This window comes from Micromonospora sp. WMMC415, from assembly GCF_009707425.1.
Classification (GTDB): domain Bacteria; phylum Actinomycetota; class Actinomycetes; order Mycobacteriales; family Micromonosporaceae; genus Micromonospora.
Genome location: NZ_CP046104.1, coordinates 580685 through 602377 on the forward strand (window position 1 = coordinate 580685; position 21693 = coordinate 602377).

Consider the following 21693-nt stretch of genomic DNA (forward strand, 5'->3'; position numbering starts at 1 on the left):
CGCGACCCAGGGCCAGCAGCGCGTCAACCGCGCTCGACCAGTCGGCCAGATGGACCGGCCCAGGGGCACCTGTGTGCCGGCCGAGCGCCTCGCCCAGCCGCCGCAGCGACTCCGTCGGTGTCGCCTCGGTCGCCCCGAAGTAGAAGCCGCCCGCGGCGCGGGCCAGTTCGTACAGCAGCAACGTCTTGCCCTGCCGGCGGCGCCCGCTCACCACGCCCAACGTGGCACCTCGCCGGTCGTCGGTGGCGAAGCGGACCAACTCCGCCCACTCGACGTCACGGTCGAAGATTTCCGCGGGCTTGCTCAGCTCCATGGACGCAAAGTATAACTACACTTCTTATAACTGTAGTTATACAAAATGCAGGGTCAGTCGATGCCGGCGTACGAGTGCAGGCCCTCGAAGAAGATGTTCACGCCGAACAGGTTCATCAGCACGGTGAGGAAGCCGAGCACGGCCAGCCAGGTCGCCACGTTCCGCTTCACGCTCGGTGTGGCCCGGGCGTGCAGGTAGCCCGCGTACACCACCCAGGAGATGAACGCCCAGGTCTCCTTCGGGTCCCAGCCCCACGGCCGGCCCCAGGCCGCCTCGGCCCAGATCGCCCCGGCGATCACCGCGAAGGTGAAGATCGGGAACGAGAACGCGTGCAGCACGAAGGTCAGCCGTTCCAGGGCCGCCGCCGCCGGCATCCGCCTGGCGAGGGTGTACGGGAAGCTCCGCCGGCCCTGTTCCCAGCCCGCCCGCATCAGGTACGCGACCGCCGGCACCACACCGAGCAGGAAGACCCCGGAACTGAACACGATCGTCGAGACGTGGACGACGAACCAGTACGAGTTGAGCGCCGGCACCAGCGGGACGATCGGCGTGTACAGCACCAGCTCGGCGGTCGCCACCAGCAGCACCATGACCAGCGTCAGGAACAGCCCGAGGCGGCGCAGCGGCGGGCGCTTCCACAGCACGGCGAGCCAGCCCGCGGTCCCGATGAACGAGACCGTCAGCACGAACTCGTACATGTTGCCCCAGGGCATCCGGTCGGCGGCGAGGCCGCGCGTGACCAGCGCACCCAGGTGCAGCAGGGCGGCCACGGCGGTCGCGCCGACGGCGATCCGGCCGGCCAGCCGGGCCCGCGCGGCGGTGCGTTCGGCCGCTGCCGTACCGTCGGCCGCCGGCACCTTCGCGACGACCTCGCCGGGCGCTCCCACGCCCGCGCCGACCAGCTCGCGGGCGGGCGCGGCGGCCCGGGTACGGGCGTTGCCGAGCGCGTACTCGACGGCGTGGCTGATCATCGCGACCAGGTACGCCAGGATCGCGAACGACACCAGCTGGTCGGAGAGTGCGGACATCACTCGGCTCCTTCTCGCGCCCCGGCCTGGTCGTCAGGACCGGCACCGACCCGCTCGTCCCGCGTCCCGTCGCCGCTGACCGCGGCCACGAGCTGCGCGAACTCGTCGGCGAACCCGGGATGGTCGGTGCGCGGCAGCCCACCGGCCTCGACCAAACTACTACCGCCCGTCGGAGATCCACCGGCGGGGTCACCGGCCGTCACCCCGGCGGGGGGCAGCACCCGGAAGAAGACCCGGCGCCGGCGGCCGAAGAGCGAGCCCATCAGGCCCAGCAGCAGCGTGCCGGAGCTGGCCAGCAGCAGCGTCGCACCCGGGTCGTACCGCACCGACAGCACGATGTACGGCTCGGTGCCCAGGAACTCCAGCTTTGAGCCGTCGTCCAGCGTCCAGGCCTCGCCGACCTTGAGCAGCTTCGTGCCGACCTCCTTGACCTTGCCTTCCCGCACCTGTCGCTGATCCAGCTCGTACACCGAGCCGGGGATGCCGGCGTCCAGGCCCAGGTTGCCCCGGTACGCGACGAGGTTGAGCAGCGGGTTGCGCTCGGTCGGGAACTCGGACCGGACGAACGGGCCCTCCTGCGGGGCGGTCGGCAGGTACAGGCCGGAGAAGGCCATCTGGAGGTTCGCGTCGCGCTTGCCGGTGGCCGGGTCGACGTTGGCGTCGGGGAAGGTCGCCACGCCCTCGCCGGTGATCCCGATGTCTCCGGTGGTGAGGAACGGGGTCGTGCTGGTCTGGCTGCGGCCGAAGCGATCGGTGTAGCGGACCACCGGGGCGTACCCGTGGCCGAGCAGGTAGACGTTCGCGCCGTCCAGGCGCAGCGGCGAGTTGACCGAGAACTCGGCCGGGCGCGGGGCGCCGCCGTCCTCGTCGACGGTCACCTCCGCGTTGAAGGACTCCGGCTGGCCGTTGGACTCCAGGAACTCCGCCTCGAAGTCGTTCAAGCTCAGGCAGAACCCCGGCAGGTCGGCGCTGCCCACCCGGGCACCGAACGACGTCTCCGCGTACTGCTGCTGGGTGTTGCAGAACGCGTTTTCCGCGCCGGCCACCAGCAGGCGGTTGCCGCTCCAGCCGTACCACGAGCCGAGCGCGACACCGACCAGCACCACCACCATCGAGGTGTGGAAGAGCAGGTTGCCGGTCTCCTTGAGGTACCCCTTCTCGGCGGAGACCTCGTCACCCCGCACCACCACCCGCCAGCGGCGGCGGCGCAGCGACTCGGCGATCGCTGCGGCACCGCCGGCCGGGGCCGCGAGGACGGCGTGCTGGGGCAGCCGGTCGAGCCGCTTCGGGACAGCGGGCGGCTGCGACCGCAGGGCCCGGACGTGGTCCCGGAGCCGGGGCGTGATGCAGCCGATCAGCGACGTGAAGAGCAGCAGGTAGATCGCCGAGAACCAGACCGACCCGAACGCCTCGAACGCGCCCAGCCGGTCCAGCACCGGGGCCAGGTCCGGATGGGCGGCGAAGTAGTCCCGTACGTCCTCCGGGTTGACGCCGCGCTGCGGCAGGACGGAGCCGGGGATCGCGGCGACCGCGAGCAGGAAGAGCAGCACCAGCGCGGTACGCATGCTGGTGAGCTGCCGCCACGAGTTGCGCAGCAACGCGAGTACCGGGTTGGGGCGGCGCCGGGGCGCCTCGGCCGGCGGGGCCGGCCGCTCGTCCACGACGGTCATCAGATGCTCACCTCACCGGCGCCGACGGTGGCCTGCAACCAGCTCACGAAGTTGGTCCAGCCGCCGGTCACGAGGGCGAGGCCGATCAGGATCAGCAGCACGCCGCCGACCCGGGTGACCCACCGGCTGTTGCGCCGGACGGCGCGGAAGACCCCGAGCAGGCGCTGGAAGCCCAGCCCGAAGACGAGGAACGGCACCCCCAGCCCGAGGCAGTACGCCACGGCGAGCACCACCGCCCGGTCGGTCTGGCCCCCGACGGTGGCCATTCCCAGCACCGCGCCGAGCGTCGGGCCGGTGCAGGGCACCCAGCTCAGCGCGAAGACCGCGCCGAGCACCGGCGCGCCGAGCAGCCCGGCGGACGGCAGCTTCTGGATGCGGAACTCGCGCTGCAACCCGGGCAGCGCCCCGACGTAGCTCAGCCCGAGGAGCACGATCAGCCCGCCGATGACGATCTCCAGCGTCCGCTCGTACTGGAAGAGGACCTTGCCGACGGTGGCGAACAGGATCGCGGTGGCGGTGAAGACGACGGTGAAGCCGGCGATGAACAGCAGCGTGCCGGCGAGCACCCGGCCCTTGACGGCCGCCGCGGCGGCCCGGGTGCGTTCCCGCACCGCCACGCCCCCGCCCGAGGTGTTAACAGGGGGCCCTTCCTCTACCGGAGACGTTAAGAGGGGGCCCTTCCTTTCGCGGCGTCCTTCGAGGTCGGCGCCGGCTAGGCCCGTTACGTAGGAGAGGTAGCCGGGCATCAGGGGGAGGACGCAGGGGGACAGGAAGCTCACCAGGCCGGCCAGGGCCGCCGCGCCGATGGCGAGCAGCAGCGGACCGGACTGCGCGAGCTCGCGGAACGTCTCGCCCATCAGCGCTGGCCGGTCGGCGCGGGCGACTCCGCGGCGATCCGCTCGACGATGGGCTGGAGGCCCTCCTGCTTGACGGCGGCCCGGATCACGGTGGCGATCCGGCCCTCCCGGTCGAGCACGACGGTGGCCGGGATGGTGTTCGGCGGGATGTCCAGCGCGAGCGCCAGGCGGCTCGGCGGGTCGAACAGGCTCGGGTACGTCACCCGGCCCTCCTCGAACGCCTTCGCCTTGTCCCGCTGGTCCTGGATGTTGATGCCGAGGAACGTCACGCCGGAGCCCTTGGTCGCCTGGTAGGTCGCCTCCAGGTCGTCGGCCTCGGCGCGGCAGGGCGCGCACCAGGAACCCCAGAAGTTGACCACCACGACCTGGCCGCGGTCGCGTGCCACGTCGTAGCTGCCGCCGTCGAGCAGCTCACCGGCGAGTTCCGGGGCGGCGGAACGCTGGTCCGGAGCGCACTCGATGATCCCGTCCCGGTTGTCGCAGGCCTTCTCCGCGTTCGACGGGGAGCAGGCGGCGAGCGCCGCCGTGGCGACGGCGGCGAGCAGGCCGGCGGTCAACCTGAGAGGCCGGTTCATCACGCCCCCTTGGCTGTCCGGGCGGTCGGCGACATCGCGATCAGGTGCGCGGCCGGCTCGGTGTACCCGATGCCGACCACCTTGGCGCCGTCGAAGTGGAAGGAGGTGAGGCTGGCCAGCCCGCACTGCCGCTTACGCGGGTCGTGCCAGAGGCGCTTGCGTTCGACGTACCGGCGCAGGGTCCAGATCGGCAGCTGGTGGGAGACGAGGACGGCCTCCCGCCCCTCGGCGGCGACGCGGGCGGCGTGCAGGGCGGCGAACATGCGCTCCGCGATCGCGCGGTACGCCTCACCCCAGCTCGGCGTCACCGGGTCGCGCAGTACCCACCAGTTGCGCGGGTCGCGGAACGACCCGTCGCCCGGGGACACCTTCTTACCCTCGAACCAGTTGGCGCTCTCGATCAGCCGCTCGTCGACACCGACCGGCAGCCCGAACTGCGCGGCGATCGGCTCGGCGGTCTGCTGGGCGCGCTCCAGCGGGCTGGCCACCACGTGCACGACCTCCCGCTCGGCGAGCCCCTGCGCGGCGGCCTTCGCCATCTGCACGCCCAGCTCGGACAGGCGGAAGCCCGGCAGCCGGCCGTAGAGGATGCCCTCGGGGTTGTACACCTCGCCGTGCCGCAGCACGTGGACCACCGTCTTGCTCACCGCTGCGCCCCCCTTGTTCGCGACTGCGGGGCTCGCAGACCCGGCGCACTCCTCGCGCTCACCGCTACCCCCCGTGACCCGCCGCAGCCGCCGCGGCCGCCGCCGCCGGAAGCGCCCCGGCGATCTGCTCCAGGGCGGCGTCATCGATCGCCGCCGACACGAACCACGACTCGAACGCGCTCGGCGGCAGGTAGACCCCGGCCGCGAGCATCGCGTGGAAGAACGCCTTGAACGCCGGCACCTGCTGGGTGCGCGCACTGTCGTAGTCGACCACGTCGGCGTCGGTGAAGAAGATCGAGAACATGTTGCCCGCGTACGACAGCCGGTGCGGGACCCCGGCGGCGGCCAGCGCGTCGCCCGCCAGCTTGCCCACGACGGCGGCCGTCTCGTCCAGCCTGCGGTAGACCGCGTCGTCGGCGAGCCGGAGCGTGGCCAGGCCGGCGGCGCAGGCGAGGGGGTTACCGGAGAGCGTGCCGGCCTGGTAGACCGGCCCGGCCGGGGCGAGGCGCCCCATCACCTCCGCGCGTCCGCCGAAGGCCGCGGCGGGCAGGCCGCCACCCATGACCTTCCCGTACGTCCACAGGTCGGCCTCGGAGGCGTCGAGGCCGTGCCACCCGGAGCGGGAGACCCGGAACCCGGTCATCACCTCGTCGACGATGAGCAGCGCGCCGTGCGCGTGGGCGATCGCGGCGAGCCGCTGGTTGAAGGCGTCGCGCGGGGCGACCACACCCATGTTGCCGGCGGCGGCCTCGGTGATGACCGCGGCGATGTGCGGTCCCTCGGCGGCGAAGGCCGCCTCGACGGCGGTCAGGTCGTTGTACGGCAGCACGATCGTGTCGCCGGCCGCCGCGCCGGTCACGCCGGGTGAATCGGGAAGGCCGAGGGTGGCGACGCCGGACCCGGCGGCGGCGAGCAGCGCGTCCGAGTGCCCGTGGTAGCAGCCGGCGAACTTGATGATCTTGGAGCGGCCGGTGAAGCCGCGGGCCAACCGGATCGCCGACATGGTGGCCTCGGTGCCCGAGTTGACCAGCCGCACCTGCTCGACCGGGGTGCGGTCGACGATCTCGGCGGCCAACTCCACCTCACCGGGGGTGGGAGTGCCGAAACTGGTGCCGAGGGCGGCGGCCTCGCGCAGCGCCTCGACCACCGCCGGGTGGGCGTGGCCGAGGATCAGCGGCCCCCACGAGCAGACCAGGTCGACGTAGCGCCGCCCGTCCGCGTCGTACAGCCAGGGCCCCTCCCCCCGGACCATGAACCGCGGGGTGCCGCCGACCGCCCGGAAGGCGCGGACAGGGGAGTTCACCCCGCCCGGCACGAGGGCGCGGGCGCGGGCGAACAGGGCCTCGGAGGCCGGTGCGTCGGCCGGGTAGCGGCCGGATCCGGCGGGAAACAGATCGGTCACGATGCCGCCATTGTGTCAGCGTCGGAGGCCCGATCGGCAGGCACCCCGTACCGGGGGTTACCAGTCTCACCCCGGCCGGGTGTCCTCCGCCCCTGGTCGCCGGGCCCGCTCCGCCTCGCCGGGCCGGTGCGTCGAGATCGCGATAGGCTGACCCGGTGGATCGTGCCGAACTGTCCATCACGCTGCACCGGTCGGGTGACGAGGCCATCCTGCGTCTCGCCGGTGAGATCGACATGCTCACGGCCGCCCAGCTCTCGACCGTCGTCAACGAGGTGCTGACGGATCCGCCGCCGCGGATCGTGCTCGACCTGGGCGGCGTCACCTTCTGCGACTCGCAGGGCCTGGGCACGCTGGTCGTGCTCAGTCGCAAGGCCAGTCATGCCCAGAGCCTGCTGGTCCTCACCAACGTGGGCGAGTTCCTGCTCCGCGTCCTCGACATCACGGGCCTCCGCAGCGCCCTGATGATCCGCAACGACGCCCCCACCACCTGACCGGCCGTCAGTCGGTGTTGCCCCAGCGGGCCTGCTCCAGCAGGTCGATCGCGCGGGCCACCGCCTCCGGGTCCGCGTCGCCGCGCAGCAGGGCGGTCGCCTCGTCCACCGCGTCGGTCAGCAGCCGCCACTGCCGGTCACGCTCCCGGACCAGGTCGGACTGCGCCGCGAGCTGCCGCGTCTTCACCCACAGCTCCACGAACACCGACACCTTGGCACGCAGCACCCACGGGTCGAACGGCTTGGTCAGGTAGTCCACCGCGCCGGCCGCGTACCCGCGCAGCGCGAGCTGAGCGTCCCGGTCGGCGGCGGTGAGGAAGATGATCGGGACGTGCCGGGTACGCTCCCGCCGCTTGATGTGGCTGGCCGTCTCGAAGCCGTCCATGTCGGGCATCTGCGCGTCGAGGAGAATCACCGCGAAGTCGTCGACGAGGAGCTGCTTCAACGCCGCCTCGCCGCTCTCCACCGCCACCGACTGCACCGGAAGCCCCTGGAGGATCGCCTCCAGGGCCATCAGGTTCTCCCGGCGGTCGTCCACCAGCAGCGCCTTCGCCATCTGGGTCACGAACTCTCCTCGCTCCGGCTGCCACTGATCCAGGACGACATGCGTTCGATCAGCTCGTCCAGGTCGACCGGCTTGGTGATGTAGTCACTACCCCCGGCCGCCAGAGCCGACTCCCGGTCACCGGGCATCGCCTTCGCGGTCAGGAAGACGATCGGCAGGTCGGCGAACCGGTGATTACGCCGGATCTGCCGCGTCGTCTCGTATCCGTCCTGGTCGGGCATCATGGCATCCATCAGCACGATGTCCACCTCGGGATGCTCGGCCAGGAGGCGGACGCCGTCCGCCCCGTTGTCCGAGTACAACACGGTCATGCCGTGCAGCTCCAATGCGCTGGTCAAGGCGAAGACGTTCCGGACGTCGTCGTCCACGATCAGCACCGTCGCACCCTCCAGCTGGCGCGTGGCCGGCGCCTCCGACGCCTCCGGCAGCAGCTCCACCGGCGGCATCAGCAGCGACGACGGGAGGCCCGCCCGGGTGGGCGAGGGCGGCGCCGGCGCCACGACGGCGTCCGGGGCCAACACGTCGGGTACGAAGAGCGTGAACGTCGACCCCTGCCCGGGCGCCGACGACACGCTGATCGCACCACCCAGCAGCCGGGCCAGGTCCCGGCTGATCGACAGCCCCAGGCCGGTGCCGCCGTAGCGGCGGCTGGTGGTGCCGTCGGCCTGCTGGAACGCCTCGAAGATGATCGAGAGCTTGTCGTCGGAGATGCCGATGCCGGTGTCCGCAACGGTGAACGCGATCACCTGCCGGGCGTTGGTCAGCGCCGGCACGTCGAACACCGCGTTACCCGGCGCCGGACCGATCTTGAGTGTCACCGCGCCGGCGTCGGTGAACTTGACCGCGTTGGAGAGCAGGTTGCGGAGGATCTGCTGCAAGCGCTGGGCGTCGGTGACGATCGCCTCCGGCAGGTCCCCGCTGACCTGGACGTCGAAGTCCAGGCCCTTCTCCTCCGCCTGGGGCGCGAACGCCTGCTCGACGTAGCCGCGGATCTCGGCGAACCGGATCTCGGTCGGCTCGACGTCCATCCGGCCCGCCTCGATCTTGGACAGGTCGAGGATGTCGTCGATCAGCGAGAGCAGGTCGGAGCCGGCGCTGTGGATCGTCCTGGCGAACTCGATCTGCTTCGGGCTGAGGTTCCGCTCCGAGTTCTCGGCGAGCAGCCGGGCCAGCAGCAGCAGGGAGTTCAGCGGCGTACGCAGCTCGTGGCTCATGTTCGCCAGGAACTCCGACTTGTACGCCGACGCCCGGGTGAGCTGCTGCGCCTTCTCCTCCAGGCCGAGCCGGGCCAGCTCGATCTCCCGGTTCTTCGTCTCGATGTTGCCCTTCTGCTCCGACAGCAGCTTCGCCTTGTCCTCCAGCTCCGCGTTGGTGCGCTGGAGTTCGGCCGACTGCTCCTGCAGCTCGTGGGCCAGCCGCTGCGACTGGGCGAGCAGTTCCTCCGTACGCCGGTTCGCCTGGATGGTGTTGACCGCGACGCCGATCGTCAGGACGAGCCGCTCGAGGAACGCCAGGTGCAGGTCGGAGAAGGCCGACACGCCGGCGAACTCGATCACGCCGAGCAGCTCGCCCTCGAAGAGCACCGGCAGCACGACCAGGTCGGCCGGCGGCGTGTCGGCGAGCCCCGAGCGCAGCGTGAGCCGGCCGTCCGGGGCCGCGCTGACCCGGATGGTGCGGCGGGAGAGCGCGGTCTGCCCCACGAGCCCCTCGCCGGGGCCGAAGGTGACGTCGTGTCCGCGCGCCACGTAGCCGTACGAGGCGGCGAGCCGCAGCCGGACGCTTCCCTCCGAGTCGTCGACGAGGAAGAACGCGCCGAGCTGGGCGTCGACCAGCGGCGTCACCTCCATCATGATCATGCGGCAGACCTCGCCGAGGTCCCGCTGACCCTGGAGCAGACCACCGATGCGGGCCAGGTTGGAGTCCAGCCAGCCCTGCTCGGCGTTCTTCTTGGTCGTCTCCCGGAGGGTGACGATCATCTGGTTGATGTTGTCCTTCAGCTCGGCGACCTCGCCCTGCGCCTCGACCGCGATCCGCTGGGTCAGGTCGCCCCGGGTCACCGAGGTGGAGACCTGCGCGATGGCGCGCAGCTGCGTGGTCAGCGTCGAGGCGAGCTGGTTGACGTTCTCGGTGAGGTCCCGCCACGTACCGGAGACGCCCTTGACCTGGGCCTGACCACCCAACTTGCCCTCGATGCCGACCTCCCGGGCCACCCGCGTGACCTCGTCGGCGAACGACGACAGCTGGTCCACCATCGTGTTCACGGTGTTCTTCAGCTCCAGGATCTCGCCCTGCGCGTCCACCGTGATCTTCTGGCCCAGGTCGCCCTTCGCCACCGCGGTGGTGACCGAGGCGATGTTGCGAACCTGCGACGTCAGGTTCGACGCCATCGAGTTCACGTTGTCGGTCAGGTCCCGCCACGTACCGGAGACGCCCTTGACCTGGGCCTGGCCACCCAACTTGCCCTCGGTGCCCACCTCACGGGCCACCCGGGTCACCTCGTCGGCGAACGACGACAGCTGGTCCACCATCGTGTTCACGGTGTTCTTCAGCTCCAGGATCTCGCCCTGCGCGTCCACCGTGATCTTCTGGCTCAGGTCACCCTTCGCCACCGCCGTCGAGACCTGGGCGATGTTGCGGACCTGCGACGTCAGGTTCGACGCCATCGAGTTCACGTTGTCGGTCAGGTCGCGCCACGTGCCGGCGACGCCACGGACCTGGGCCTGACCACCCAGCTTGCCCTCGGTGCCCACCTCACGCGCCACCCGGGTCACCTCGTCGGCGAACGAGCTGAGCTGGTCGACCATCGTGTTCACCGTCGACTTCAGCTCCAGGATCTCGCCCCGGGCGTCGACGGTGATCTTCTGGCTCAGGTCGCCCTTCGCCACCGCGGTGGTGACCGAGGCGATGTTGCGAACCTGCGACGTCAGGTTCGACGCCATCGAGTTCACGTTGTCGGTCAGGTCCCGCCACGTACCGGAGACGCCCTTGACCTGGGCCTGACCACCCAACTTGCCCTCGGTGCCCACCTCACGCGCCACCCGCGTGACCTCGTCGGCGAACGACGACAGCTGGTCCACCATCGTGTTCACGGTGTTCTTCAGCTCCAGGATCTCGCCCTGCGCGTCCACCGTGATCTTCTGGCTCAGGTCACCCTTCGCCACCGCCGTCGAGACCTGCGAGATGTTGCGGACCTGGCTGGTCAGGTTGCCGGCGAGCTGGTTGACGTTCTCGGTGAGGTCCCGCCACGTGCCGGAGACCCCGCGCACCTGGGCCTGACCACCCAGCTTGCCCTCGATGCCCACCTCACGCGCCACCCGCGTGACCTCGTCGGCGAACGAGCTGAGCTGGTCCACCATCGTGTTCACGGTGTCCTTCAGCTCCAGGATCTCGCCCTGCGCCGCGACGGTGATCTTCTGTGAGAGATCGCCGCGGGCCACCGCCGTGGAGACCTGGGCGATGTTGCGCACCTGCGACGTCAGGTTCGACGCCATCGAGTTGACGCTGTCGGTGAGGTCCTTCCAGGTGCCGGCCACGTTCGGCACCTCGGCCTGGCCGCCGAGCTTGCCCTCCGTGCCCACCTCCCGGGCCACCCGGGTCACCTGCTCGGCGAAGAGGCGCAGGGTGTCGGTCAGCGAGTTCATCGTGTCGGCCAGCTCGGCGACCTCGCCCCGCGCCCCCACGGTGATCTTCTGCGACAGGTCGCCCTTCGCCACGGCCGTCGCCACCTGGGAGATCGACCGCACCTGGCCGGTCAGGTTCGACGCCATGGTGTTCACCGAGTCGGTGAGGTCCTTCCACGTGCCGGCGACGCCCCGGACGTCGGCCTGGCCGCCGAGCTTGCCCTCGGTGCCCACCTCGCGGGCCACCCGGGTCACCTCGTCCGCGAACGACGAGAGCTGGTCGACCATCGTGTTCACCGTGCGGCCGATGCGCAGGTACTCACCGCGCAGGGGTCGGCCGTCGATCTCCAACGCCATGTGCTGCGAGAGGTCGCCCTCGGCGACCGCCACGATGACCCGGGCGATCTCCGTGGTGGGGCGACCGAGATCGTCGATGAGGGAGTTGACCGCGCGCTGCCCCTCGGCCCAGGAGCCGTCCAGGCCCTCGTCGTCGAGGCGCTCGGTGAGCCGGCCGTCCCGGCCGACGATCCGGCTGATCCTGCGCAGGTCGTGGTACTGCCGTTCCTGGAGCGAGACCACCTCGTTGAAGGCGTCCGCCACCTCACCCGCGCGGCCCGCCCGGCGGGGCAGCCGCACCTTGAGATCACCGCGGCGGACCCGCCGCAACGCCTCGGTCAGCTCGACGAGGACCGCCTCGTGGTCCGGCGCGGACGGATCCGCCACCGGCTGTTTCGCCGTGGTCATCATTCCTCGCTCACGTCGGGGCGACAGGTCGGCCATCCCATATTGTGCCTGCGACCCGGTCTACGCCAGGCCAGCGCGACGGTCAATGCGTACCGGATCGGACATCAGGCGCCATCCCGGACCGCTGACGGGCCGTGATCGGTCCGTACGGTTCGCTTGGCACCCGCAGGGGCGGCGATGGAGGATACGGGGATGTCAGCGGAGGCGGAGCCCGGCGGGCGGGACGAGCACGTCCGGCGGGTCCGGCTCCCCGCCGACCGGCGTACGCCCGCCGCCGCGCGGGCCCTCGTCCGGTCCGTGCTCGCCGAGGCGCACCTGGAGGAGCTGACCAACGAGGCGCTGCTGCTCACCACCGAGCTGTCCACCAACGCCGTCGAACACGCCCGCACCGAACTGGACGTCGAGGTGGTCGCCGACCGCCTCGGCCTCACCGTGACCGTGTCCGACTTCGCCGGCGGGCCGGTGGACGAGCTGACCGTCGGCGTCCGCAACGAGAGCAGCGACATCACCGAGATCTCGGAACGCGGGCGGGGTCTGCTGCTCGTCGACCACTTCGCCAGCCGGTGGGGCACCACGTACCTGCCCACCGGGAAGGGTGTCTGGTTCCGCCTCGACCGTCCGGCTCCGCCCGGCGCCGCGCCGGCCGGGGACGCCCCGGTCGTGCCGAACGCGGCGTCCGCCGGCGGTGACCCCCCGGCCGGCGACAGCTCCGCGCCGAGCGCCGCGGCGATGAGCCAGCTGATGCAGACCACCCCCGACCCGTACGCCGACGATCCGCTCCCCGACTTCGCGACCAGCCTGCTGGCCCGGGTCGCCGAGATGGTCGGCGCGGCCGGTGGCGTGGTCCGGCTGGACCGGGGCGACGGACAGGGCCCGCAGGTGCTGGCGCGCTACGGTCGGCAACCCCGGGCGGGCCACGAACTGCTCCGGGTGCCGCTCACCGTCCACCGCCCGTACGCCGGCGAGCTGGAGCTGGACGCGGCGCCGTCCGCGTACGCCCGGCCACTGGCGGCGCTGATGGCCGAGCGGCTCTCGCTGCACCTGGAGAACGACCGGCTGCGTCGCGCCGACGTCCGGCGGCAGGCCTGGTTGACGTTCCTCGCGGAGGCGAGCGAGCTGCTCGCCCAGTCCCTCGACGTCGAGCTGACCATGGCGCTCGTTCCGCAGCTCGTGGTGCCCCGGCTCGGGCAGTGGTGCGCGGTGCACACCACGGACGAGTGGGGCCGGCTGCGGCTGGCGGCGGCCAGCCACGCCGACGAGTCGGTGCTGCCGCAGCTGCACGCGGTGCTCCGGGAGACCGGGCCGGAGTCGATCCAGGCCCGCCTGCGCGAGGCGTCCCGCAACGGCACCCAGCTGCCGCTGGGCGCGCCGATGGAGGGTTTCGCCGTGCCGCTGATCGCCCGTGGTCAGCGGCTGGGCACCCTGGCCGTGGGCCGGCACCAGCGGCACCGCCACGACCCGGACGAGGTGGCCGTCCTGGAGGACGTGGCCCGCCGGGCGGCGCTGGCGATCGAGAACGCCCGGATCCACGCCGAGCGCCGCCGGGTCGCCCAGACCCTCCAGCAGTCCCTGCTGCCACCGGTGCTTCCGGTGGTCGAGGGGATCGGCTTCGCCGCCGAGTACGTCCCGACCGGGGACGACGCCGAGGTGGGCGGCGACTTCTACGACGTGCTGCCGCTGCCCGACGGGCGTTGGCTGGTGGTCATCGGCGACGTCTCCGGCAAGGGTGTGCAGGCCGCGGCGGTCACCGGCCTGGTCCGGGACGTGATCCGCACGCTGGTCGGCGACGGCAAGCCGCTGCCCGAGGCGCTGGCCCGGCTCAACGGGACGCTGGTGGAGCGGGGCGGCGGACGGTACTGCACGCTGGCGCTGGCGGCGGTCGGGCCGGGCGACGGCGACCAGCTCGACGTGTCACTGCACCTGGCCGGCCACGACCGCCCGGTGCTGCTGCGCTCCGCGGGCGGGGCCGACTTCGTCGGCACCGGCGGCACCGCGCTCGGCCTGCTCGACTCGATCGCCTCGCCGACGGCGGAGATCCCGCTCGACCCAGGCGACTCGCTGATCTTCTACACGGACGGGGTCACCGAACGGCGGCGCGGCCGGGAGCTGTTCGGTGTCGACCGCCTCCGGGACGCGGCCGCCCCGCTCGCCGCGTACTCCGCCGACGTGGTGGCCGCCCGCCTGCGCTCGACCGCGATCGGCTTCTCCCCCGAGCCGCCCCGCGACGACATCGCCATCCTGGTCCTCCGCAACGACGCCGGCTGACCGCCCCGGCCGGGCCGGGACGGCCGGCCAGCGGGGCCTGCGCGGGAGGTCCGGAACGGGTCAAAGGCCGCCGGGGAGGCGGCCGGGCGCGAGCCGGTGGTGCGGGTCGAGGTGTTCCTTGGCGGCGCGGAGCCGGGCCAGCCCGGCCAGCTCACCCCACAGGTCGACCGCCCGTCGCACCGGCTCCGGGGCCGAGACCACCACACACCGCCCCTGCCGCGCGAGCAGGACCCCCCGCACGGCGGCGAGGATCGACGCCACCCGCTCGGCGGGCATCGCACCGGGCAGGGCCGCGTGCACGACGCCGAGCCCGGCGGAGCCACGGACCGGGACGGGCGCGCCGGCGGCGTCGCGCAGCGCGTACACGGCCGCGTGCAGGTCGCTGATCGGGACCTCCAGCCGGAGCGCCGTGTCGCCCGGGCCGAACGGGTAACGCCGCCACCACTCCGGCGCGGAGTGGCTGGCCGTGGCGCCGGGGCCGAGCAGCGACACCATCCGGTCGGCGCGCTCGGCCACGTCGGCGGGCCCACCCTCCAGGAGGACGACCAGGGTGCCGGCCCGGGCCGGGCCGGTGGTGGTGCGTCCCGTCATCGACGGGTGGCGCGCCATCGACTCGGCCCGGCCCCCCTGCCTCGGCCGGGGTCCCGCGCCGGCCGGGAGGTCCAACTCGACCGCCGCCGGATCGAGGCGGGCGGCGAGCACCGTACGCACGAGGTCGTGCACCTCCAGCGGTGTCCACACCGGACGGGTGACCCAGATCCGGCTCGCCGGCACGGCGTGCACCCGGAGGGTGGCGGAGACCAGCACGCCGAGGGCGCCCTGCGAGCCGCAGAGCAGGCGGGCCAGCTCCAGCCCCTCGGCGCCGCCACCGGCACCGACCAGCTCGCCGTCGGCGTCCAGATAGCGCAGGGACACGAGCTGGTCGCACGCGGTGCCGTGGCGGTGCCGCAGGGGACCGGCCTCGCCGGCGGCCAGGACCCCGCCGAGGGTGGCGCCGTTGGACGGCGCGTCCAGGGCGAGCCGCTGGCCGGTGCGCTCCAGGGTGGCCTGCACGGCCCGCAACGGGGTGCCGGCGCCGATCTCGGCGCTCGCGGCGCCGACCGGCTCGTGCCCGATGCCGGCGAGCCGGCCGGTGTCGAGCATGATGTCGACCCGCTCGGGGGCGGCCCCCCAGTCGATCTTCGTGCCGGCTCCGCGCGGAACCACGGTCAGGTCGTGCCGGGCCGCCAGCCGGAGCACCTCGGCGGCGGCGCGCGGCCCGCCCGGGACGGCGACCCAGCGGGCCGGGCGGCCGGCCACCTCGTCCGCCGCGCCGGCGAGGCGGGCGAAGGGCGGCCCGCAGATCTCCGCCAGCCTCCGGGTGATGTCGAGGGCGCCGGGCCGATCGGTGGAACTCGCTGCTGCCGCCATGCCGGTCATCGTACACATGTTCGAAAGTTGCGGAAGGCATGTCGCACGAAGGGGTGACCGGGCGTCCGGCCGGTAACGTGACGGCGTGACCACCGAGACTTCCGACAACTCCGGCTCGGCGCGTCTGTCGCCCCGCCGCGACCTGGAGCCGTCGCCCGCGCCCGTCGCCAAGCAGGTGCCGACCGACCGCACCCACCACGGCGACACCGTCGTCGACGAGTACGCCTGGCTGGCCGTCAAGGACGACCCGGAGACGATCGCCCACCTGACCGCCGAGAACGCGTACACCGAGAAGCGGACCGCCCACCTCGCCGACCTGCGCGGGCAACTGTTCGAGGAGACCCGCCGGCGCACCCAGGAGACCGACCTGTCGGTGCCCGCCCGCAAGGGCGGGTACTGGTACTACACCCGCACGGTCGAGGGCCAGCAGTACGGCGTCCACTGCCGACGGGCCGTCCGCGACGCCGAGACGGACCCGCCGATCAGTCTCGACGGCGCGCCCCTGAACGGCGAGGAGGTACTGCTCGACGGCAACCTGCTCGCCGAGGGGCACGACTTCTTCGCGCTCGGGGCGTTCGACGTCAGCCCGGACGGGCGCTGGCTGGCCTACTCGACGGACTTCTCCGGAGACGAACGCTTCACGCTGCGGGTCAAGGACCTGACGACCGGGGAACTGCTTCCCGACGAGGTGCCGGACACGTTCTACGGTACCGCCTGGTCCGCCGACGCCTCGGTGCTGTTCTACGTGACCGTCGACGACGCGTGGCGCCCGAACCGGGTGTGGCGGCACACGCTGGGCACCCCGTCGAGCGAGGACGCGGTGGTCCACCAGGAGGACGACGAGCGGTTCTGGGTGGGCGTCGAGCTGACCCGCTCGGAGAAGTTCGTCGTCATCGACATCCACAGCAAGGTGACCAGCGAGGTGCTGGTCATCCCCGCCGGCAACCCGACCGGCACGCCGGCCTCGGTGGCGCCCCGGCGGCAGGGTGTGGAGTACACGGTCGAGCACCACGGGCACCGGTTCCTGATCCTGCACAACGACGGCGCCGAGGACTTCGCGCTCGCGTACACCTCGGCGGACGCCCCCGGCGACTGGGTGCCGCTGATCGAGCACTCCCCGGGCACCCGGCTGGAGGCGGTCGACGCGTTCGAGAACCACCTGGTCGTCACGCTGCGCACCAACGGGCTCACCGGATTGCGCGTGCTGCCGATCGGCGGCGGCGACCCGCACGACATCGAGTTCCCCGAGCCGCTGTACAGCGTCGGGCTGGGCAGCAACCCGGAGTACCGCACCCGGCAGGTCCGGCTGGGCTACACCTCACTGGTCACCCCCGACTCGGTGTACGACTACGACCTGGTGACCCGACAGATGACGCTGCGCCGGCAGAAGCCGGTGCTGCCGGGCCCGGACGGGCGGCCGTACGACGCGACGGCCTACGAGCAGCACCGCGACTGGGCGCTCGCCGACGACGGCACCCGGGTGCCCATCTCGCTGGTCTGCCGGGCCGGCACCCCCCGGGACGGCTCCGCGCCGTGCCTCATCTACGGGTACGGCTCGTACGAGGCCAGCATGGACCCCTGGTTCTCGGTGGCCCGACTGTCCCTGCTCGACCGTGGCGTGGTCTTCGCCGTCGCGCACATCCGGGGCGGCGGCGAGCTGGGCCGGCGCTGGTACGACCAGGGCAAGCTGCTCGCCAAGAAGAACACCTTCACCGACTTCGTGGCCTGCGCCCGGCACCTGGTCAAGGCCGGCTGGACGGCCGGCGACCGGCTGGTCGCCCGGGGCGCCTCGGCCGGTGGCCTGCTGATGGGCGCCGTGGCCAACCTCGCCCCGGACGCGTTCGCCGGGATCGTCGCGCAGGTGCCTTTCGTGGACGCGCTCACCTCGATCCTCGACCCGTCGCTGCCGCTGACCGTCACCGAGTGGGAGGAGTGGGGCAACCCGCTCGACGACCCCGAGGTGTACGCGTACATGAAGTCCTACACGCCGTACGAGAACGTGCGGGCCGTGGACTACCCGGCGATCCTCGCGGTGACCAGCCTCAACGACACGCGGGTGCTCTACCACGAGCCGGCGAAGTGGATCGCCCGGCTGCGGGCGACCGCCCCGCAGGGCGACTACCTGCTCAAGACCGAGATGGGTGCCGGTCACGGGGGTCCGAGCGGCCGGTACGACGCCTGGCGCGAGGAGGCGTTCGTCAACGCCTGGATCCTCGACCGGCTCGGCCGCGCCTGAGGTGCAAGGAAGGGCCCCTTGTTAACGCCTGGCGTTGTACAGGGGGCCCTTCCTAACACCCGAGCACGGACGCCAGCACCGCAGGGTCGACGTTGCCGCCGGTCACCACGGCGACCGTACGTCCGCCCGGCAGCTCGGAGGCGTGGAACAGCCGTGCCGCGACCGCCACCGCCGCGCTCGGCTCCACCACCAGCCGGGCGTCCCGGACGAGCCGGCCCATCGCCGCCCGGATCTCCTCCTCGGTGACGGTGACGATGCCGTCGAGGCGGGCCCGCAGGTGGGCGAGGGTCAGCGTGGACGGCGGTAGGCGCAGCCCGTCGGCCATCGTCCGGTAGGTGCGCTCCTCTCCCCAGACCACCACCGAGCCGGCCGCCAGCGAGTCGCGGGTGTCGGCGGCCAGGTCCGGCTCGACGCCGATCACGGTCGCTGCCGGACGCAACGCCGTCACCGCCGTCGCGATGCCCGACGAGAGCCCGCCCCCGCCGATCGGCACCAGCACCACGTCGACGTCGGGCAGGTCCTCGACGATCTCCAGGCCGATCGTGCCCTGCCCGGCGATGATCCGCCGGTCGTCGAACGGCGGCACCAGCACCGCCCCGGTCTCCGCCGCGATCCGCTCCGCCTCCGGCCCTCGACGTGGCGGCGGCACCGTGATCACCTCGACGCCCAGCGCCCGGATCCGGTCGACCTTCACCGCCGGGGCACCCTCCGGGACGACGATCCGGCAGGGTACGTCCGCGGTGCGGGCCGCGTACGCCAGAGCCAGGCCGTGGTTGCCGGACGAGTGCGTGACGACGCCGCGCGCCCGCTCGGCGGCGGTCAGTCGGGCGACGGCGTGCGTCGCGCCCCGCAGCTTGAACGACCCCACCGGTTGCAGGCTCTCCGGTTTCAACCACAGGTCCGCGTCCCACCAGGTCCGCAGCAAGGGGGTACGCAGGACCACGCCCGCGATGTCCGCGGCGGCGACCTGGACGTCGTCGAGAGACACCAGCTCCATCGCCCCATCCTGCCCGGTGCGCGGAACCGTAGACTTCCGGCGTGAGCACGGGGGACGACGGGCCGGCGGACGACGTACCCCGGTCGAGCCTGCGGGCGGCGGCGCGGGACCGGCGGGTCTGGGCCATCCTCGCGGTGGTCGCCGCCCTGCTGGTCTGCTGCTGCTCCGGTGCTGTCGGCACGCTGCTCGCGCTCTCGGCCGGCCTGTTCAGCGGTGGGTGAGCCGCCGTGCAGGATCGGCGGTGTCAAGAGGGGGCCCTTCCTCTACCGGAGGCGTTAACAAGGGACCCCTCCTTACACGCGCAGGAGCGCGGCGGCGTCGCCGGTACGGACCATGCGCTGCCAGCGCAGCCGGTTCCCGATCAGCGCGGTGACCACCGACTGCACCACGACCAGATACATCACCTGCCGGTAGACGACCTGCTGGAACGGCAGGCTCCACAGCGGCCCGAGGCGTTCCCGGTCCAACCGCAGGGCGTACCCGGCGGTCGCCGCCTGGAGCAGGAGCAGCCCGGCCCAGGCCAGCACGAGCGTCGTCCACGGCAGGAACAGCAGCCCGTAGATCGCGTAGACGTCCACGGCCGGCGCGGCCAGCGGCAGCACGATCTGGAACACGGTCAGGTACGGCAGGCCACGCCGGCCCAGCCGGCCGCCGGCACCCGACTCGCGCAGGGCGTGCCGGTGCTTCCACATCGCCTGCATCGTGCCGTAGCACCAGCGGTAGCGCTGGCGCCACAGTTGGCGCAGCGTCGACGGCGCCTCGGTCCAGGCGATGGCCGCCTCCTCGTAGACGACCCGCCAGCCGGCCCGGAGCACCTTCATGGTCAGGTCGGTGTCCTCGGCGAGCGTGTCGGCGGGGACGCCACCCACGGCGAGCAGCACCTCACGGCGGAACGCGCCGATCGCGCCCGGGATCGTCGGCATGCACTCCAGCACGTCGTACATCCGGCGGTCGAGGTTGAAGCCGATCACGTACTCCAGGTGCTGCCAGCGCCCGAGCAGCCGCCGCCGGTTGGCGACCTTCGTGTTGCCGGAGATCGCCCCGACCGTCGGGTCGGCGAAGCCCTGCACCAGCCGGTACACGGTGTCCGGCTGGAACACGGTGTCCCCGTCGACGAGGACCAGCAGGTTCGCCCGGGCGGCCCGGATGCCGGTGTTCAGCGCGGCCGGCTTGCCGGCGTTGGCCTGCCGGACCACCCGGACGCCGCGCAGCCGCATCCGTTCGACGATCTCGGCGGTGCCGTCACTGGACCCGTCGTCCACGACGATCACCTCCAGCGCCGGGTACGCGCTGGCGACCAGGGAGCGCACCGTCGCCGCGATGTTCGCCGCCTCGTTGTACGCGGGCACGATCACCGAGACCGGCTCGGTGACCGCGTACCGGCCGCGGGCCGGCCGGCGGACCCGCCGTACGTGGCGCTGCGCGCAGACCACCTGGACGGCGAGCCGGGCCAGTCCGAGCACCAACGCGACGGCGAGCAGCGCTTCCATCGCGCCGGCCGCCCAGCGGGCACCGGTCTGTGTCCACCGCAGCGCCGTACCGCTCACCCGGTTGTCGAGGCTCGTCGGCACCATCGAGGCGGGCGCCTCGATCCCGTCGGAGACGGTGGTGAACCGGTAGCCCTGTTTCGTGAGGTCGGGCAGCAGCCGTTCCAGTGCGGCGACGGTCTCCGACCGGTCCCCGCCGCCGTCGTGCATCAGGACGACCGCGCCGCGGCCCCGCTGCGGCGTCGCCGCCTCGATGATCGCCGGGACTCCCGGGCGCTGCCAGTCCTTGGTGTCCCGGTCGGCGAGGACCGCGACGTGGCCGGTGCCGGCGGCGGCGAGCAGCGCGTCGTACTCCGGGCCGGTCAGCTCCCCGGGCCCGGAGGAGAACGGCGGGCGCAGCAGGGTGACCTCGCGACCGGTCGCGCCGGCGATCGCCTTGCGGGTGAGGGAGAGTTCCAGGTCGCGGCGCCAGGTCGACGCGGCGCCCAGGTGCGCGTGGGTGAAGGTGTGCGAGCCGATCTCGTGCCCTTCGGCGAGCATCCGCCGGACGAGATCGGGGTGCTCGTTGACCCGGGCGCCGACCACGAAGAAGGTCGCCTTCGCGTCGTGCCGGCGCAGCACGTCCAGCACCTGCGGCGTCCAGCGCGGATCGGGCCCGTCGTCGAAGGTCAGCGCGACGGTACGGTCCGGCATCGCGCGGGTCACCGGCTCGTCCCGATCCAACCGCAGCACCGGCCCGCCGGTCGTCACCTCCTTCGGGACACCCGGCGCGGCGACGTCGTGGCCGTCACCTGCCGGCCCGGACCCACCGGCCAGGCCGGTGACCAACGCGTTGAGGGTGAGTGCCGCGAGCAGCAGCAGCACACCGAGCAGGAGCAGGAACCAGTGCGCCCGCGGGTCCCGGCGGGCAATGTGCCGGGCCACCTGTCAGCTCGGCTTGCCCGGCGAGCGGCTCGGCTTCGCGGTGGGTCGCGGCCCGTTGCCCTGGCCCTGTCCCGGCTGGTCTGCTGGGGTCGGCCGGGCGGCGGGGGTGGCACTGGTCGCCGGCATGGCCGGTGCGGTGCTGCGAGTGGCCGTCGGGCGCGGCACGGTGGTGCTGGTCGCCGGCTCCGGGCGGGGCGCCGCCGACGAGGCGCCGCCCAGTTCGTCGCGGCCGTCCAGCTCGGCCTCGACCGGGGCGCGGTCGTCGGACCAGCCGGGCACCGTGACCGACGAGTCGACGAAGAGACCGGCCAGGATCAGGGCGAGGCTCGTGAGCAGGCCGAGACCCATCGCGGTACCGGCGATCACGGTGAGCCGGCGCCGCCGGCCCGTCCGGTCGACGAACACCGGCGGCGGTCCGCCCGGCTGGTTGTGCATCTGCAGTTCTCCCGCTGCCACGGGCGC

16 protein-coding genes are annotated in these 21693 nt (G+C 72.7%); 4 read left to right on the forward strand and 12 right to left on the reverse strand.

Annotated elements, in window-relative coordinates; translation table 11 throughout:
- Positions 1–366: 366 nt before the first annotated feature.
- The 6 genes from ccsB to hemL form a co-directional block, all read right to left on the reverse strand.
- A complete protein-coding gene (gene ccsB, locus GKC29_RS02790) occupies positions 367–1341 on the reverse strand; it encodes a c-type cytochrome biogenesis protein CcsB (protein WP_155329331.1) in 975 nt (324 codons plus the stop codon).
- The gene (locus GKC29_RS02795) at positions 1341–3011 is read right to left on the reverse strand and encodes a cytochrome c biogenesis protein ResB (protein WP_155329332.1); all 1671 of its coding nucleotides are present in this window, start codon (positions 3009–3011) and stop codon (positions 1341–1343) included. Before GKC29_RS02795 ends, ccsB begins: the two co-directional genes overlap by 1 nt.
- Entirely contained in the window at positions 3011–3868 is an 858-nt protein-coding gene (locus GKC29_RS02800; protein WP_155329333.1) for a cytochrome c biogenesis CcdA family protein, read from the reverse strand. The genes GKC29_RS02795 and GKC29_RS02800 overlap by 1 nt, the downstream gene beginning before the upstream one ends.
- Entirely contained in the window at positions 3868–4443 is a 576-nt protein-coding gene (locus GKC29_RS02805; protein WP_155329334.1) for a TlpA disulfide reductase family protein, read from the reverse strand. The genes GKC29_RS02800 and GKC29_RS02805 overlap by 1 nt, the downstream gene beginning before the upstream one ends.
- Positions 4443–5090: a histidine phosphatase family protein gene (locus GKC29_RS02810; RefSeq protein ID WP_155329335.1), complete on the reverse strand. Its 648-nt coding sequence runs from the start codon at positions 5088–5090 to the stop codon at positions 4443–4445. The genes GKC29_RS02805 and GKC29_RS02810 overlap by 1 nt, the downstream gene beginning before the upstream one ends.
- Positions 5091–5154: 64 nt before the next feature.
- Positions 5155–6492: a glutamate-1-semialdehyde 2,1-aminomutase gene (hemL, locus tag GKC29_RS02815; protein ID WP_155329336.1), complete on the reverse strand. Its 1338-nt coding sequence runs from the start codon at positions 6490–6492 to the stop codon at positions 5155–5157.
- Positions 6493–6647: 155 nt separating this feature from the next.
- On the opposite strand from hemL, the gene GKC29_RS02820 reads away from it, so the two are divergent.
- Positions 6648–6983 carry an STAS domain-containing protein gene (locus GKC29_RS02820; RefSeq protein ID WP_155329337.1) on the forward strand — a complete coding sequence of 112 codons (336 nt, stop codon included), beginning with the start codon at positions 6648–6650 and terminating at the stop codon, positions 6981–6983.
- Positions 6984–6990: 7 nt separating this feature from the next.
- Here GKC29_RS02820 and GKC29_RS02825 read toward each other — a convergent pair whose 3' ends face one another.
- Together GKC29_RS02825 and GKC29_RS02830 are read right to left on the reverse strand one after the other, a co-directional pair.
- Entirely contained in the window at positions 6991–7548 is a 558-nt protein-coding gene (locus GKC29_RS02825) for a two-component system response regulator (RefSeq protein WP_155329338.1), read from the reverse strand.
- On the reverse strand, positions 7545–11915 hold the full coding sequence (locus tag GKC29_RS02830) for a HAMP domain-containing protein (protein WP_370463302.1): 4371 nt from the start codon (positions 11913–11915) through the stop codon (positions 7545–7547). The genes GKC29_RS02825 and GKC29_RS02830 overlap by 4 nt, the downstream gene beginning before the upstream one ends.
- A gap of 189 nt (positions 11916–12104) precedes the next feature.
- Between GKC29_RS02830 and GKC29_RS02835 the strand changes: the two genes are divergently transcribed.
- Entirely contained in the window at positions 12105–14177 is a 2073-nt protein-coding gene (locus GKC29_RS02835; RefSeq protein WP_155329340.1) for a SpoIIE family protein phosphatase, read from the forward strand.
- A 60-nt stretch (positions 14178–14237) separates the two neighbouring features.
- Here GKC29_RS02835 and GKC29_RS02840 read toward each other — a convergent pair whose 3' ends face one another.
- Complete coding sequence (locus GKC29_RS02840; RefSeq protein WP_155329341.1) at positions 14238–15587, reverse strand: FAD-binding oxidoreductase; 1350 nt, start codon at positions 15585–15587, stop codon at positions 14238–14240.
- Between the two features lie 142 nt (positions 15588–15729).
- On the opposite strand from GKC29_RS02840, the gene GKC29_RS02845 reads away from it, so the two are divergent.
- Positions 15730–17823, forward strand: coding sequence for a S9 family peptidase (locus GKC29_RS02845; RefSeq protein ID WP_155333954.1), 2094 nt, complete (start codon positions 15730–15732; stop codon positions 17821–17823).
- A gap of 52 nt (positions 17824–17875) precedes the next feature.
- On the opposite strand, the gene GKC29_RS02850 is transcribed toward GKC29_RS02845, so the two are convergent.
- The gene (locus tag GKC29_RS02850; protein ID WP_155329342.1) at positions 17876–18820 is read right to left on the reverse strand and encodes a threonine/serine dehydratase; all 945 of its coding nucleotides are present in this window, start codon (positions 18818–18820) and stop codon (positions 17876–17878) included.
- Positions 18821–18861: 41 nt separating this feature from the next.
- Between GKC29_RS02850 and GKC29_RS02855 the strand changes: the two genes are divergently transcribed.
- Positions 18862–19041, forward strand: a complete 180-nt coding sequence (locus GKC29_RS02855; protein WP_155329343.1) for a hypothetical protein — start codon at positions 18862–18864, stop codon at positions 19039–19041.
- Positions 19042–19113: 72 nt separating this feature from the next.
- Here the strand turns inward: GKC29_RS02855 and GKC29_RS02860 are convergent, their stop codons facing one another.
- Positions 19114–21231 carry a bifunctional polysaccharide deacetylase/glycosyltransferase family 2 protein gene (locus tag GKC29_RS02860; protein ID WP_155329344.1) on the reverse strand — a complete coding sequence of 706 codons (2118 nt, stop codon included), beginning with the start codon at positions 21229–21231 and terminating at the stop codon, positions 19114–19116.
- Between the two features lie 3 nt (positions 21232–21234).
- Entirely contained in the window at positions 21235–21687 is a 453-nt protein-coding gene (locus GKC29_RS02865; RefSeq protein ID WP_230688896.1) for a hypothetical protein, read from the reverse strand.
- Positions 21688–21693 lie beyond the last annotated feature (6 nt).